The sequence below is a fragment of the Brevundimonas lenta genome, assembly GCF_014196335.1.
Lineage (GTDB): Bacteria > Pseudomonadota > Alphaproteobacteria > Caulobacterales > Caulobacteraceae > Brevundimonas > Brevundimonas lenta.
The window spans coordinates 1123825-1138478 of record NZ_JACIDM010000002.1; the positions used below are offsets into that span (position 1 = coordinate 1123825).

Sequence of the window (14654 nt, forward strand, 5' to 3'; positions counted from 1 at the left end):
GGGAAGGTCGCGCCTCCTACGGTGGCGTTTCAACGGGGTGATCAACCATGAGCAAGCCTGCGGCGATGCGCTTGCTGGATACGTCGCTCGGCGCCGGACCGGGCCTGCGCTCGCGGATCGTCGAACGGCCGGGCCTCGCCCTCGCGCCCGCCGAGCTCGCCGCCCTGGTCGAGGATGTCCGTTCGGTCGCGCGCAGCGTGCTGGGCGACCGCGAACTCGCCTACGGCGTCCTGTCCGGAGACCCCGAAACGCTCTCCCGCACCGTTCTGACGGTCGTCTATGAAAAGCGCACCGGTCGCCCGGTGGCCTTCAACGCCCTGGCCATTCTGGACGCGCAGCTCGGCGGCCGCCCGGTGGAGGTCCTGCACCTCGGCCTCGTCATGGTTCGTCCGGACGTGCGCGGCAGCGGCCTGTCCGCGACCCTCTACGGCCTGACCTGCGTCCTGCTGTTCATCCGGCGCCAGTGCCGGCCGGTGTGGATCTCCAGCGTCACCCAGGTGCCCGCCGTCGTCGGCATGGTCGCCGAAACCTTCTCCGACGTCTTTCCCGGCAAGCCCGCGGCGCGGCGGTCCTTCCACCACGAACGGCTGGCCCGGCAGATCATGCAGCGATGGCGGCACGCCTTCGGCGTCGGCGACAGCGCTGGCTTCGACGCCGAGCGCTTCGTCATCACCGACGCCTACACCGGCGGCTCCGACGAGCTGAAGAAGTCGTTCGATCAGGCCGCCCCGCACCGCGACGCCGCCTACAACGCCCTCTGCGCCGCTGAGTTGGACTACGGGCGCGGCGACGATCTGCTGCAGATCGGCCAGATCGATATGGCCGCCGCCGGCCGGTATCTGGGCAAGGTCGCCCCGGCGGACAGCGTCGCCGGCCTGCTGGGCGGCTTCGCCCTGCTCATGGCCCAGGCCGCCCTGCTGCCGCTGGTCCACTGGCTCGATCACACCCAACCCTGGGGAAGCCTGCGCGCATGGAAGACATGACCGCCTTCGACTACGCCGAATTCACCACCCGCAATCTCGGCTTCGTCACCGCGGCCGAGCAGGCCGCGCTGCGCGACGGCGCGGTGTTCGTCGCCGGCGTCGGCGGCATGGGCGGCGCCTGCTTCCTCGCGCTCGTCCGGGCCGGGGTCGGTCGTTTCGCGATCTGCGACATCGACGTCTTCGAGACCTCCAATATGAACCGCCAGGTCTTCGCCTTCACCGACACGGTGGGCCGGGACAAGGCCGAGGCCGCCTGCGAAGCGGCGCTGCGGATCAATCCCGACGTCCGGATCGAGCGTCTCGGCGCCGAGTGGACCGACCGGCTCGCCGACCTCGCCGCCCGCTATCCGGTCATCGTCAACGGCACCGACGACATCGCCGCCGGCGTCGCCCTGTACCGCGCCGCCAAGGTCGCAGGCGCCACGGTGATCGACGCCTACGCCTCTCCCCTCCCCTCGGTGATCGTGGTGCGGCCGACCGATCCCCGCCCGGAAGAGCGTCTCGGCTATCCGACCCGCCACAAGGCGCTGGACGCGATCCGCCCTGAAGACCTGCAGGCCAGCTTCATGAAGGAGCTGGAGTATGTGATGACCCACTCCTCGTCGGCCCGTCACGTCGATCTCGAGGCGGCGGCCGCGCTCGCCGCGGGCACGGCCAAACGGATGTCGTTCGCACCCATGGTCATCTCGACGGGTTGCCTGATGGCCTACGAGGCGCTGTGGCTGCTGATGGGCAGGCGCTCCGCCACCGATTGCCGGGGCTGGTTCCTGAACGCCTTCGCCGGCCGGACCGAACGTCCCGTCTGGGCGCCCTTCGCCCTGATCAAGGGCGCGGTCGTCCGGGCCTTCATGGCCCGGCTGCTGAAGGGCGCCGCATGATCCGGGCCGAGACCCAGATGCTGCTCGACGGGTTCGCGGCCGCGGGCCTGATGGCCTACGTCCTCGCCCTCGTCGTGCGCCGCTCGGGCGGGCCGCTGACGCCCCGACTGGTCTTCCTGTTCGGCGTCATGTCGCTGTTCTACGGCGCGCGCAGCCTGGCGATCCGGACGGGTCTGCCGATCTTCGAATATGCAACCTTCGTCATCATCGCGCTGGCGCCCTTCGCCGCCCTGCTCGTGGCCGAGGGGCTCCTGCGGCGCCACGCCCCCAGCCTGATGAAGGTGGCGGTCCTCGCGGCCTCCGTCGTCGGCATGGCCATCGCCCTGTTCACGGCCACCCATCTCACCTTCACCGCCCGGATGGGGCTCGGAGCCACCATTATCCTGTCGCTGGTCGCCGTCCTGATCCTGCTGTGGACCCGCGACCGAACATCCCTGTCCCGGGCCGAGAACGGCGCCGTGCGTCGCCTCGCCATCGGCCTGGCCATCGTCATTCCGCTGATCGTCACGGACTTCTCCGACGTCATGGCCTCGCCGGTCGGGTTCAGCCCGATCGCCGCCCTCATGATCGCCCTGCTGGCCCAGTCGAACGGCATCAGCCACGCCCGCGACGCCTGGATCGACGTCGGCCTGATCGTGGGCACGACCCTCGCCTTGACCTGCGGCCTGATCGAAGGGCTCGATATCGGGTCCCTCGATGAACAGGTCCGGTTGTTCGCCCTCGTCGGCGCGGCGCTTATCACCATGACCCTGGTCGTCCGCATCCAGCCCTTCGGCGCCGCCGGCCGGCGCAACAGCCTGCGCCAGCGCCTCGGATCGGCGGACACCGGCTCGCTCGGCGCCTTCCTGTCCGCCCTGACCGAAGAGCCGATGCTGAAGGACCTCACCGTGCTGGCCGGTCCGGACCTCGCCGACTACCGCCCCGAGGACACGGCGGCGACCCTGGAGCAGCGCCCGCTGTGGAGCGCCGCCGCCCTGCAGGCCGGCGACGGCGCGATCGGCGACACCGGCCGCGAGCCGCTGCTCGAACTGCTGGCGCGCACCGACGCGACCCATATCGGCCTTCTCAGCCGCTCGCCGATCCGGATCGGCCTGGTGCGTCTGCCGGACCTGCTGCGCGAAACCGACGTCGAGGTCGATCTCGGCCTCGCCTTCAAAATGGCGCGCCTCACGGCGGAGAAAGCCGGATGACCCCGGTGGAGCTGCGCGAGGGGGACCTGGACGAGTTCTTCCGGGTTCCATTCGAGATCTACCCGCCGGACAGCCCCTATGTGACGCCGATGCGCGCCGACCTGGAGCGCTATCTGGACCCCGCCCGCAATCCCCTGATGCGCGACGGCGGCGGGAAGCTGACCTTCTTCACCGCCTGGCGCGACGGCCGCCCCGTCGGCCGGGTGACGGCCCATACCCATCCGGCGTCGAACACGCGTCACGGCACGCGCCGCTGCCAGTTCGGCTATTTCGATTGCGAGGACGATGTCGACACGGCCCGGGCCCTGTTCGACGCCGCCGAATCCTTCGCCCGCGACCAGGGCTGCGACGAACTGGTCGGGTCCTTCAACCTCACCGCCATGCAGCAGGCCGGCGTGCTGACCGAGGGCTTCGAAAACCAGCCCTACACCGACATGGTCTGGGGCGCGCCGCACCTGCCGCGCCTGCTGCAGACCTGCGGCTACGAAGCCGTCTTCCCCATGTCGACGTTCGAGTTCGAGGTCGGCGCCCGGACCGCCGACGCCCTGCTCGGGGACCGCCAGCGCGCCGTCCTGTCGGACCCGGACTGGACGTGGAAGCCCATCACCCGCGGCGAGTTCAAGGCCCGCTTCGAGGAGGCGCGCCAATGCCTCAACGACGGCTTCAGCGACAACCCGATGTTCGTTCCCCTCAGCCCCGCCGAGTTCGACTTCCAGGCCGGCGAGATGATGTGGATCGTCGATCCCCGCATCGCCTGCGTCGCCCACTACAAGGGCGAGCCCGCCGGCGTCGTGATCTGCATCCCCGACCTCAATCCCTTCCAGAAGGCGACGCGGGGCCGCGTCGGCCTGATGACCCTGATCCACTTCCTGCGCGAACGCCTGCGCCGGCGTCGCGCGGTCATCATCTTCTATTCGGTCCGGCGCGCCCTGCACGGCCGGGGCCTGAACGGCGCCATGCTGCACCGGGTGGTGAAGGCGCTCTTCGCCGGCGGCTACCGGCGCTGCGGCGTGACCTGGATCGCGGACGAAAACACCGCCTCTCTGCGTCAGATGGAGAAACTGGGCGCCACGCGGTTGCAGCGCCTCCATCTGTTCCGCAAAGGCCTGTGATGGCGCTCGATCCCGACCTCTTCCGCGCCCTCGTCGCCGACGCCAGCCTGGCCCCGAGCGTGCACAACACCCAGCCCACCCGCTGGCGCCTTTTGCCCGACGGCACGGTCCAGGTGCTGGAGGACCCCGCCCGCCGTCTGACCGTCGGAGATCCCGACGGCCGCGACCTCGGCGTCAGCCACGGCGCCGCTGTGGAGGGCTTCTGCCTCGCCGCCTCCGAACGGGGCCTCGCCGTCACGGTTCATCGCGACGGCGACGGCGTAGCCGGCCTCGCCCTCGAAGCCGGAAGACGGCCCGACCCGTTGGCCCCCTTCGCCCTGCAGCGGCGCACGTATCGCGGGCGGTTCGAGGACGCAGAGGCAGGCAAGGCCTCGGTCGCCCGCCTGGCCCCGGCCGACGACCTGACCGTGGTCGAGGCTCCGGACCGCATCGCCGCCCTGGCGACGCTGTACGATGCGGCAAGCCTGCGCTGGTTCCGCAACGCGCCCTATCGCGCCGAACTCGTGTCCTGGATGCGCCTGTCCCGGCGCCATCCGAACTGGTCGCTCGACGGCCTCAACGCCGAGGCCATGGAGATGTCAGCCATCGAGGCGGCGGCCGCCGGCCTGGTCCTGCGCCCCGGCGTGTTCGAGGCCCTCGCCGGCGTCGGCCTCGCTGGAAGCGTGGTCGCCGAGGCTCCGGTGGTGCGCAGCGCCGCCGCCATCGCCCTGTTCCACCGCCCCGCGGACGAAGACCCGTTCGACACCGGCCGGCGCTTCCATCGCGTCTGGCTGGAGTTCACCCGCGTCGACCTGTCCGGCTCGCCCATGGCCGTGCTGGCGGACGACCCTCAGGCCCGCGACGCCGTTCAACGCGACTTCGGCATCCCGTCCGACCGCCGCCTGATCACCGCCTTCCGGCTGGGCGTCGCCCCCGCCCGCACCCTGCCGCCCAAGCCCCGGCTGGCGCTCGACACCCTGATCGTCTGAGCTAGAGCCCCTTCAGGTATTCAATCAGGTCCCATCGCTCGGCGACGGTCAGCCCCTCGAACTGGGCTTCGTGGCCCTGGTTGGAGCGTCCCGGCTGCCGCGTGTCGTAGATCGCCGGCCTCGACCAGGGCCTGTACCCCGCCGGATAGACCCGAACCTCGCCCGCCTGCTCGCCCGCGACGCCGACCGCCCTGAAGTCCAGCCGGTGGCCGCCGACGAGGAAGCGTTCCGAACGGGGCTCCAGCAACATGAACTGCGCCAGCGTCGGCACCGAGCCGTTGTGCATATAGGGCGCCGTGGCCCAGAGCCCGGACAGCACCGTCGCGGCGTAGTCGCCGGTCACCTGCGGATCGATCGCCGCGCCATAGTCGCCCGCCCCGGCGTATCGCGTCAGCTCCAGGGTGAAGGCCGACGCCCGCGCCGGATCGGACCCCACCCGGCCATGCCAGTTCGGAAACCGTTCGAGGCGCGGCTGGTGCGCCGGGCCGGCATAGGTCCCGTGGCAGGACGCGCAACTGCGCGCATAGACGTCCGCGCCGCGCGCCGCGCTCGCCCGATCGACCGGACCGGGGAAGGCCTGGGGCCGTCGCGTCTCCAGCCAGGCGAAGACCCGCTCCGTCGCCTCGATCTGGCGATGGGCGTTGGCGCGGGAGTTGCCCATGCTCGGCACGGTGAAGATGCTGGTGACGGCCGCCAGCCGGTCCCGGTGCGCCGGCGTCAGATCCTCGCGCCCCATCGGCCGCCAGCGCGGCTCGCCCCGCGGCGCATAGACCCCGTCGTACAGCAGCGCCGTCCGGAAGGTGCGGTCGGCCAGATCCGGGATGGAGGTGAAGCCCGCCTCCACCTCATTCAGCGACGCATGGGCCTGCAGCTTCAGCGCGGCCACCCCGTTCGTCAGACCCGGCGCCCCGTTGGGGAAGGGCAGCGGGCTTCCATCGTCCGGAATGTCCGCCAGCCGGCGTCGCGCCGTCGGAATGACCGCCCAGCGCAGACTGGCCATTTCCCATTTGCTGGTCCGGGGAAACAGCGTCCGCACCGCCTGCAGCAGTTCGTCCGGCGCCTCGATCCGGCGCTTCAGGGCGGCCGTCACCGCCCGCGTATAGGCTTCCAGATCCAGGCTGGTGTTCGGCGCTCCCAGCCACGCGGTCTCCGGCAGGGGCGCGCCATCGACGGCGTAGGTCGGTCCGGCATGGCACGAGGCACAGCCCAGGTTCGCCACCGTCACCTTGACCGGCGGCCACCCCGGCGTGACTTCGCCGACGCTGACGCCCAGCGGATGATCCGTACCCGGAACGACCGTTCCATCGGCGCCCTCGATCCGCTCCGGCCACAGAAAGCCGAAGCTCTGCAGCCGCGCCTTGAGATGCGCCTGGCTGACGCCGCCGCCCTCGGGATCGTCCAGCACCAGCGCCGCGGCGGCCAGCTTCCACGGCACCGCGACCGTATCCAGCGCGCCGAAATTCACCGCCCCGAAGTCATGGTGGGCGAAGATCTCCGCCCCGCTCTCCGGCAGATCAGCAGCCGGCGCGGACGCCGTCAGCAGAAGCAATCCGACCAGGGCCAGACGCGCCTTCATCTTTCGCCTCCGAGGAACCGTTCGACCGCCGTCGCGAAGACGTCCGGCTGTTCCCAGTGCGGATAATGCCCGCAATCGTCGATCAGGAGTCGCTCCGCCTGCGGCAGCAGCGCCATGGCGCGGTCGCTCTGTGACGCCGGAAAGACCCGATCCTGCCGCCCCCAGACCACCAGCGTCGGCCGCTCGAAACGCCGCGCCAGACGCTCGAACCCCTCCCGGCCTTTCACGCCCGACAGGCCGACGCCGGTCTGCAGCGACCGCACGAACGACCGCTCGCTTCCGGCCGTCCGCGCGTAGCGGTTGGTCAGCTCGACCAGCTCCGGCGTGACCTTGCGCTGGTCATGGATCGCCAGACGCAGCGTGAGCCGGTTGTTGGCGGGCGTCGGCCGCCCCAGCCACGTCCCGATCACCGGCAAGGCCGGAATGCGCATCAGCGGATGCGTCCCGCCCCCGAAACCGCCCGGCGCCGCCAGCACCGCCCGGTCTATCCGCCCGAGGTTCTCTCCCGAGAAACGCACGGTCACGCTCGCCCCCAGCGAGCTTCCGACCAGATGCGCGCGGTCGATCCCCAGCGTGTCCAGCAGCGCCGTCAGCTGTTCGACGAAGAAGTCTGAATCGTAGGCAGCGTCGGGTCGATCCGCCTCGCCGAACCCGGGCAGATCGAACGCCACCACCCGGAACGGCGCCGCCAGCCGCGGCGTCACCCGGCTCCAGATCTCGATCGAATTGGCCAGGCCGTGAATCAGCACCACGACGGGCTTGTCGCCGCCGGTGTCCATCACCCGCGTCGTCAGGCCGTTGAGGAGTTTGATCCTGCCCGCGTCCACGCTCCCGCCTTAGCGCGTCGGTGCTGACAAAAGCTGAAGTCGTCACCGCCCGCGGACCGCGCCCAGGACATTTGTGACACGCTGCAACGCGCTATCGCGGGGGCGCCCGAACCACGCTGGCGCCCCGCCCGGGCCCGCCCTAAAAGCCCCGGACAAGCGCGCATCCAAGGGAGGGAAGTTTGCGGGGCGAAGTATTGAGTTTCGACGAGGCGGCGGGCGAAGGCTCGATCCTCGGGATCGACGGCGCCGTTTACCGGTTCACGGCGGCCGCCGTCCGGTCGTTGTCGCCGCTTGAACGCGGCCAGCGTGTCGAGTTTTCGACGGGCGCGGACCGGCAGGCGCTGGAGATCGACGCCATCCACCCGACGATCGTGACCGAGCAGATCAGCCACGGCCAATTCGATCTGGGCCGGGTCATCCAGCGCACCTTCAAGTCCATCGGCGACAACGCCGCCGTCTTCTTCGGCGCCGCCGTCATCCTGGTCGGCCTGCCCAGCACGCTCACCGTCCTCGGCGGCGGCTCGGCCCTGACCGCCTCGTCGCCGACGAACGTCCTGCTCGTGATCGTCGGCTCGGTGCTGTCCCTGGTCGGCATCTACGTGCTGCAAGGCATGGTCGTGAAGGCGGCGGTGAACGGCTTCCACGGCAAGAAGACCGCCTTCGGCGACGCCTTCGACGCCGGCGTGCGCATGATGCTCCCGCTGCTGGGCCTGGCGATCATCGCCGGCCTCGGCACGGGGCTTGGCATGATCCTGCTGATCGTGCCCGGCCTGATCCTGGCCGTCCTCTGGGTGGTTGCGGCGCCGTCCGTGGTCGTCGAGAAGCGCGGCGTGTTCGAAAGCCTGCAGCGCAGCCGCGATCTGACGCGCGGTCACCGTTGGCCGGTGTTCGGACTTCTCATGATCTACTTCGTCCTGTCGTGGGTCATCGGCTTCGCCGTCGGCGGGCTCAGCATCGCGGCCGGCGGAACCTTCACTGGCGGCTCGTCGAACCTGCTGGTGGACATCATCACCGGGCCGCTGGTGAACGTCGTCTCCGGCGTCGTCGCCTCGGCCGGCGTCGCCGCGCTGTACTACGAACTGCGCACCGCCAAGGAAGGCGTCGGATCCAACGAACTGCTGTCGGTCTTCGACTGAGGCTCCCGTCAGACGTCGTGCTTGTCGCGACGTCTGACGCCCATCAGCAGTTTCTGCTCCAGCCGCTCGCGCAGGGCGGCGTAGTAGGCGCTCAGGAAGGCGCGATCCGTCTCGTGCGGGTCGCGCGTCCAGCCGATCTTGCCGGAGATCCGCTCGGCCACGTCGCGCAGGGTCTTGCGGTCGCTGTCGCGCAGGATCGTCTCCAGCACATGAAGCTCCTTCGCGCCGTAGGCGTCGAGCTGCGCCGTCGTGAAGTCGTAGATCGCCCGGCGCCCCGCCCCGTCATCGGCCATGTCGCGCGTCAACTTGCGGCGCGGCGTGCGCACCACCCAGGTGCCGCCGACCAGGTCGCCGACCCGCAGCCGGTCCTTGTTGAACAGCGGGAAGAACACGAAGATCCCGGCCCAGGCGAAGCTCAGAACATAGATCCAGGCGTCCACCCCGCCCTCGGCCGCGCGGGCGCCCATGATCGACAGCGGCAGGAACACCTCCAGCTCGCGCATGGCGTTGCGCGTGAAGATCGCCTCCGCCTTCAGCCGCCCCCCGTCGCGCGCGGCGACCCGCAGACCCATCATCCGCTTGCCCGGCGTCGCCGCCGCGGCCGACAGCTCGAAGGCGGTGAAGTAGAAATTCCGCAGGAAGAAGAAGGCCGCCAGCCACAGGACTGCGATCACCTCGACGCCCGCCTTGCCCGCGGCGCCGACCGCTCCGACCCCGGTCAGGGCCAGCACCAGGCTCAGGGCGATCAGCACCCCGATGATGATGGAGGCGTCCAGCAGGAAGGCCGCGGCCCTCTGCCCCGCGTCCCCGATGTTCAGACGCAGGTCGACGCCCTCGGGCGTCACGAACGCCCGCTCGGTCGGATTGCCCCGGGCGATGTCAGTGGCCATGAACCGCCTCCCGGCGCGGGGCGTAGAAATAGAGCGCCCAGACCAGGCCGGTCACGGCGGCCACGCCGTAGCGGGCGAAGGTGTCGGTGATCAGCTGCCGGCCGAAGCCTTCCAGCAGACCCGCCGCCAGCAGCATGACGACCACCCCGGCCATGGCCACGCCGGCCGTCCGGCCCGCCTCGGACGCCGCATCCAGACGACGTCTCTGGCCCGGGAAGGCCACGGACCAGCCGATGTGCAGCCCCGCGGCGCCCGCCAGGATGACGGCGAACAGCTCGGTGACGCCGTGGATCAGCAGCCAGCCACCGGCCTCCACCCCCAGCCCGCGGCTGGCGAACAGGGCGACGAAGGCGCCGACGGTCGCGCCGTTGTAGAGCACCAGCAGCGCCGTCGGCAGGCACAGGGCGAACCCCAGCGCGAAGGCCAGCAGCGCCACCTGGGCGTTATGCGTGAACAGGAAGGCGGCGAAGGTCGACAGCCCTTCGGCGTCCGCGGTCCCGTCCAGGGTCGCGCGCAGGGTCGCGGTCGAGGCCGCAGGATCGCGCCCGCCGGCCAGCTCACCGGGCACGAAGGCGTAGAACCACTCCGGCTCGATCGTCACCAGCCACCCGGCCACCAGCGCCCCGAACAGCATCAGCCCGGCGGAGATCAGCGTCTCCCGCCACAGACCGCGCACGGCCGCGGGCCACTCCACGCTGAAGAAGCCGGTCAGCCGGTCCTGCAGAGTCGAGCGCGAGCCATAGACGAAGAAATAAGCGCGGGCCGACAGCGTCTCCAGATAGTCGATCAGCCCCTGGTCCAGCGACGTCTCCCGCGCCACCGACAAGGCCGACAGCGTCGACCGGTACAGCACCGGGACCGCCAGAATCTCGGCGTCGGTCAGCTTGGCCATGGCCCCTTTTTCGGCCTTGTCCATCAGCCGCTCGAGGCGCCGCCAGTCGTCCTCCCGCGCCTGGCGGAAGCGTTGGCTCTTCAACAGACCGGACGCGCTCACAGCAGGTCTCTCCGCTTAAGGTCCAGATAGGCGTTGACCACCGCCGGCCCCATGTTCTGCGCCGGGACGTCGACGATGTGCGCCCCCATGCGGCGCAGCCGGCTGACCACCGTCTCGCGCTCCCGCAACAGGGCTCCGGCCACTACCGCCCGCGACACGTCCTCCGCGGTCTCCGGCGCCGCGGCGGTCAGCGTCTCCAGCTCCTCGTCGCGCAGCAGCACGTACAGCACCAGGTGCCGCCGCAGCAGCCGGCCGAGCGACTCGATCATCAGCTCGGCCGCGGTTGAATCGGTGAAGTCGGTGAACACCACGATCAGCGAGCGGCGCTGCAGCTCCCCGGCGAGGGTGGCCAGCGCCAGGGTGTAGTTGGTCTCGTTCGTCGAATAGTCGATCCGGCCGGCGACGGTCTGCAGCGTGCGGAACGCATCCATCCCGCCCACCGCCCCGGTCGACAGACGCGGCTGGGAATCGAAGGCGAACAGCCCGGCCCGGTCCCCCGAGCGCAGGCAGGCGTACGACAGCAGCAGCGCGGCGTGGATGAAGCGGTCGATCCGCGGCATCCCCGCGACCGGCTCGCAGGCCGCCCGTCCGGCGTCCAGCGCCATGATGATGTTGTGGTTGCGCTCGGTCCGGAACTCCTTGGCCAGCAGCGCCGAGTGCCGCGCCGACTGCTTCCAGTCGATCGAGCGCCGGTCCATGCCCGGCTGGAAGTCGCGCAGCCCCTGGAACTCGGCCCCCTCGCCCATGTCCAGCTGGGTCTTGGCCCCGAACAGGGCGTCGCGGGCGAACATCCGCATGGCCTCGTCGCGCACGCCCTGCAGGTCGGTCCGCACCGGCGCGTCGACGCCCAGGCTGAAGACCTTCTGCTTCCACGCCAGCCCCATCGGCCCGCTCCAGCGCACCCACAGCTCGCCCAGGCTCGCCATCCCCCGCCGGTCCGGCGTGAAGGCGAAGGCGACGCCGGCGGTCCGGTCCGTCACCGCCGCATGGCTCCGCGCATCGTCGAGACGCAGCCGGACCTCGGCCGACAGGGCGGCCTCGACCGCCCTGGGCGTGGGCCCCTTCGCCGCGAAGCGCAGCGTCAGTTCGATCAGGCCGGGCCGCCCGACCGCCGCCCGCACCGGGTCCGGCTCATCCAGGCGCAGGCCCCTGCGCGATCCGGCCGACAGGGCGTCCAGCGCGACGAGCAGCAGCACGCAGCCGATCCACACCGGCCCGGCCAGCCAGCCAGCCTCCGTCAGCACGCCGACGAGCAGGGCGACGGGCACGCCCGCCGCCATCACCATCACCGCCCGTCGCGTCGGATAGATCACCGGGGCGCCGCCACCTGATCGACCAGCCCGGCCAGCACCTGCTCGACCCGTCGGCCCTCGATCTCCGCGGCGGGCGACAGAACCAGGCGGTGGCGCAGCGCCGGGATCGCCAGCGTCTTCACGTCGTCGGGGATCACATAGTCGCGGCCGTCCAGCGCGGCGCGGGCCCGGGCGGCGACGGCCAGCATGGCGCCGGCGCGCGGCGACGCGCCCGTCTCGATGTCGGCCGAGGCGCGCGTGGCGCGGACCAGGCCGGCGATATAGCCCACGACCTCCTCGGTCAGCCGCACGTCAGCCACGGCCTCGACGGCCGCGCGCACGGTCGCCGCATCGGCCGCGACCGAGACGCCCAGCGCGTCCGGATGCATCTGCCCGACGCGTCCGCCGTGGGCCGCGATGATCGCGTGTTCCTGCTCCAGCGAGGGATAGTCCACCACATGCTTGAACAGGAACCGGTCCAGCTGGGCCTCCGGCAGCGGATAGGTGCCCTGCTGCTCGATCGGGTTCTGGGTCGCGATCACGGTGAACTGCGGGCTCAGCCGGTGGGCCTCGCCGTCGATCGTGATCTGACGCTCCTGCATCGCCTCCAGCAGCGCGGCCTGGGTCTTCGGCGGCGTCCGGTTGATCTCGTCGGCCAGCAGCACTTCGCAGAAGATCGGCCCGCGCGTCAGGGTGAAGCTGGACGTCTGGAAGTTGAACAGGTTCGAACCGATGATGTCGCCCGGCATCAGGTCCGGCGTGAACTGGATCCGACCGTAGTCCATCCCCACCGCCTTGGCGAAGCTCTGCGCCAGCAGCGTCTTGGCGGTCCCCGGCGGGCCCTCCAGCAGCACGTGCCCGCCCGCGAACAGCGCCGTCAGCAGCAGGTCCACGGCGGCGTCCTGGCCGACGACCGCCCTGGCGATCTCGGCGCGAACGCGTCCGGCGATCTCCTTCACCTCATTGACGTGCACGGGTCAGCTCCTGGTTCCAGCGATGAAGGGCCCCGGCGACGCGCAAAAGGTCGCCGGGGGTTTTGACGTCCCGGGCCTCGGCGGCCAGGGCGGAATAGGTGTCCTGCGTGCCGGAGATCCGGCTGACGCGGTCGAGGAATTCGTCCAGCGCCTCGTCGCTCAGCCCGCGCGGCGCGCCGATCGCTCTCGCGACGATCGCCCGGACGATGAGGGCGTAGGGCGCCGCCATATGCGGCTCGCGCCGGGCGATGCGCACCAGGGCGGCGGTATTGTCCGCCAGGCCGCGCTTGCCCGCGGCGAACACCGGGCCGGTCACGCGGGCCGGGCCGAAGCGCACCGCCGCCTGGTATCCGCCCAGCAGCGCCAGCGCGACCAGCGCCAGCGTCATCCCCAGCAGCGGCGGCTCCAGCATCAGGCGCAGCAGGCTGCGGGTCCGCTGGAAGCCGTGCAGCGTCAGATCGAAGATCACCGGCATGCCGTCGGCCCGCACGATCGCCAGCAGCTCGACCGCCGTACGCGCCCCCGCCAGCGTCTTCAGACCCTGGGTGTTGATCAGGTCCGGATCGGCCAGCACATAGACGTGCGACGTCGGGTCCATGCCCAGCACGATCCCGCCCCGCTCATCCAAGACGACGGGGATCCACCCGCCGCCCTGCAGCGTCCGCAGCGAGTCGACCTGCACCGGCGCGCCGAAGGGCGCTCCGTTCGGCCGGCGCAGCCTCACCGTGCTCCGCTCCTGGCGCTCGGCCAGGCCGGTCGCCTCGCCCAGTCCGTCGGGCAGCGGCTGCAGCGCCGCCTCGGCCGGCAGGGTGCCGCCGGTGCTGACCCAGCCGGACTGTTTCGGATGCGGCGCCGCCGACCATTTGGGCAGGACGATCAGGGTCGGCCCGAGGTGATCGAAGTCCTCGATCTGCTCCGGGTTCGTCTCCATCGTCGGCGTCAGCACCAGCAGGCCGCCCTCCGACGCCTCGGTCAGCGGGCCGCGGCTCATCACCACCGGCACGCCCAGATCGCCCAGCAGGCGGGGCAGCGCCCCGAAGCCGACCGATGCCCGCGACAGCGGATGCGCCTTCCCGTCGTTTCCGGACTTCAGCTCCGGCGCATAGGCCGACAGCACGCCGATCCCCGCCAGCGCCACCACGCCGACGATCAGGATCACCGCGATCGTCAGGGCCGAAAAGCCGCCCTCCCCGCCTTTCGCCCGGCTCATGCGCGCGCGCCCGCAGGCAGGGCGAAGGCCTCATAGGCCTGGCGGCATTCGGCGAAGTCCTCAGGCCCCGCCTGCGCATGGCCGAACAGGCTGCGCTCCACATGCCAGCCGATCCGCGCGAAGGCCGGACGCGCGGCCTCCGGCAGCGCCTTTAGCTGGGCGATCTCCCGCGTCGTCAGCGACACGCGCACGGCCCGCGGCTGAAGCTTCTCGATGTCTTCCACGCTGCGCAGCAGCAGCAGGTGCGTCGCCTCGGCGTACTGCCCCTGCGCCGCCAGGGCGTCGGCCTCGGCCAGCAGATCGCGTGCGGCGCGGGCGTCCGGCCGCCACTCCGCCGTCGCTGCGGCCTTCGGCTTCTCCGCCTTCGGCCGCGGCGCCCGCAGGCGCAGGACCTCGCGTCCGATGCCGAAAACGATCAGGCCGACGATCAGCGCCAGGCCGATCCAGAACACCCAGTTCAGCACCGGCGCGATCGCTCTCAGAAACTCGCCGATCCAGCCGAACCACGCCGGAATTTCAGGCGGATCGAAGCCCGCGCGATCGAACTGCAGGGAGTCGTCCGCCAGCAATCGCGCATGCGCCTGGGCCAGCGCATCGTCTGTGGGCGAAGCCCGCTCCTGCATC

General features: G+C 71.0%; 14 protein-coding genes. 6 read left to right on the forward strand and 8 right to left on the reverse strand.

What is annotated here, in order from left to right; genetic code table 11:
* The first annotated feature begins 47 nt into the window (after positions 1–47).
* The 5 genes from GGR12_RS12965 to GGR12_RS12985 are packed head-to-tail and all read left to right on the forward strand — an operon-like array spanning position 48 to position 5131.
* A complete protein-coding gene (locus GGR12_RS12965; RefSeq protein ID WP_183204797.1) occupies positions 48–983 on the forward strand; it encodes a hypothetical protein in 936 nt (311 codons plus the stop codon).
* Positions 971–1861: a ThiF family adenylyltransferase gene (locus GGR12_RS12970; RefSeq protein ID WP_246328869.1), complete on the forward strand. Its 891-nt coding sequence runs from the start codon at positions 971–973 to the stop codon at positions 1859–1861. Before GGR12_RS12965 ends, GGR12_RS12970 begins: the two co-directional genes overlap by 13 nt.
* Positions 1858–3051: a hypothetical protein gene (locus GGR12_RS12975; protein WP_183204798.1), complete on the forward strand. Its 1194-nt coding sequence runs from the start codon at positions 1858–1860 to the stop codon at positions 3049–3051. Before GGR12_RS12970 ends, GGR12_RS12975 begins: the two co-directional genes overlap by 4 nt.
* Entirely contained in the window at positions 3048–4163 is a 1116-nt protein-coding gene (locus GGR12_RS12980; protein ID WP_183204799.1) for a GNAT family N-acetyltransferase, read from the forward strand. Before GGR12_RS12975 ends, GGR12_RS12980 begins: the two co-directional genes overlap by 4 nt.
* Positions 4163–5131, forward strand: a complete 969-nt coding sequence (locus tag GGR12_RS12985; protein ID WP_183204800.1) for a nitroreductase family protein — start codon at positions 4163–4165, stop codon at positions 5129–5131. The genes GGR12_RS12980 and GGR12_RS12985 overlap by 1 nt, the downstream gene beginning before the upstream one ends.
* Before the next feature lies 1 nt (position 5132).
* Here GGR12_RS12985 and GGR12_RS12990 read toward each other — a convergent pair whose 3' ends face one another.
* Both GGR12_RS12990 and GGR12_RS12995 read right to left on the reverse strand, forming a co-directional pair.
* Positions 5133–6707, reverse strand: coding sequence for a c-type cytochrome (locus tag GGR12_RS12990; RefSeq protein WP_183204801.1), 1575 nt, complete (start codon positions 6705–6707; stop codon positions 5133–5135).
* A complete protein-coding gene (locus GGR12_RS12995) occupies positions 6704–7534 on the reverse strand; it encodes an alpha/beta fold hydrolase (RefSeq protein ID WP_183204802.1) in 831 nt (276 codons plus the stop codon). The genes GGR12_RS12990 and GGR12_RS12995 overlap by 4 nt, the downstream gene beginning before the upstream one ends.
* A 179-nt stretch (positions 7535–7713) precedes the next feature.
* Between GGR12_RS12995 and GGR12_RS13000 the strand changes: the two genes are divergently transcribed.
* The gene (locus GGR12_RS13000) at positions 7714–8670 is read left to right on the forward strand and encodes a DUF7847 domain-containing protein (protein ID WP_183204803.1); all 957 of its coding nucleotides are present in this window, start codon (positions 7714–7716) and stop codon (positions 8668–8670) included.
* 8 nt (positions 8671–8678) lie between these two features.
* On the opposite strand, the gene GGR12_RS13005 is transcribed toward GGR12_RS13000, so the two are convergent.
* The 6 genes from GGR12_RS13005 to GGR12_RS13030 are packed head-to-tail and all read right to left on the reverse strand — an operon-like array spanning position 8679 to position 14653.
* Positions 8679–9560: an RDD family protein gene (locus tag GGR12_RS13005; protein ID WP_183204804.1), complete on the reverse strand. Its 882-nt coding sequence runs from the start codon at positions 9558–9560 to the stop codon at positions 8679–8681.
* On the reverse strand, positions 9550–10554 hold the full coding sequence (locus tag GGR12_RS13010; RefSeq protein WP_343053246.1) for a stage II sporulation protein M: 1005 nt from the start codon (positions 10552–10554) through the stop codon (positions 9550–9552). The genes GGR12_RS13005 and GGR12_RS13010 overlap by 11 nt, the downstream gene beginning before the upstream one ends.
* Complete coding sequence (locus GGR12_RS13015) at positions 10551–11867, reverse strand: DUF58 domain-containing protein (RefSeq protein WP_183204805.1); 1317 nt, start codon at positions 11865–11867, stop codon at positions 10551–10553. Before GGR12_RS13015 ends, GGR12_RS13010 begins: the two co-directional genes overlap by 4 nt.
* Complete coding sequence (locus tag GGR12_RS13020) at positions 11864–12820, reverse strand: AAA family ATPase (protein WP_183204806.1); 957 nt, start codon at positions 12818–12820, stop codon at positions 11864–11866. The genes GGR12_RS13015 and GGR12_RS13020 overlap by 4 nt, the downstream gene beginning before the upstream one ends.
* Positions 12807–14030 (reverse strand): DUF4350 domain-containing protein, encoded by a 1224-nt coding sequence (locus GGR12_RS13025; protein WP_183204807.1) that lies wholly within the window; start codon positions 14028–14030, stop codon positions 12807–12809. The genes GGR12_RS13020 and GGR12_RS13025 overlap by 14 nt, the downstream gene beginning before the upstream one ends.
* Entirely contained in the window at positions 14027–14653 is a 627-nt protein-coding gene (locus GGR12_RS13030) for a DUF4129 domain-containing protein (protein ID WP_183204808.1), read from the reverse strand. Before GGR12_RS13030 ends, GGR12_RS13025 begins: the two co-directional genes overlap by 4 nt.
* Between the last annotated feature and the right edge of the window lies 1 nt (position 14654).

Bases quoted from the DNA above. Each gene is read 5' to 3' on its own strand.
- GGR12_RS12965 (WP_183204797.1), top strand. From the start codon at position 48: ATGAGCAAGCCTGCGGCGATGCGCTTGCTGGATACGTCGCTCGGCGCC.
- GGR12_RS12970 (WP_246328869.1), top strand. From the start codon at position 971: ATGGAAGACATGACCGCCTTCGACTACGCCGAATTCACCACCCGCAAT.
- GGR12_RS12975 (WP_183204798.1), top strand. From the start codon at position 1,858: ATGATCCGGGCCGAGACCCAGATGCTGCTCGACGGGTTCGCGGCCGCG.
- GGR12_RS12980 (WP_183204799.1), top strand. From the start codon at position 3,048: ATGACCCCGGTGGAGCTGCGCGAGGGGGACCTGGACGAGTTCTTCCGG.
- GGR12_RS12985 (WP_183204800.1), top strand. From the start codon at position 4,163: ATGGCGCTCGATCCCGACCTCTTCCGCGCCCTCGTCGCCGACGCCAGC.
- GGR12_RS12990 (WP_183204801.1), bottom strand. From the start codon at position 6,707: ATGAAGGCGCGTCTGGCCCTGGTCGGATTGCTTCTGCTGACGGCGTCC.
- GGR12_RS13005 (WP_183204804.1), bottom strand. From the start codon at position 9,560: ATGGCCACTGACATCGCCCGGGGCAATCCGACCGAGCGGGCGTTCGTG.
- GGR12_RS13025 (WP_183204807.1), bottom strand. From the start codon at position 14,030: ATGAGCCGGGCGAAAGGCGGGGAGGGCGGCTTTTCGGCCCTGACGATC.
- GGR12_RS13030 (WP_183204808.1), bottom strand. From the start codon at position 14,653: ATGCAGGAGCGGGCTTCGCCCACAGACGATGCGCTGGCCCAGGCGCAT.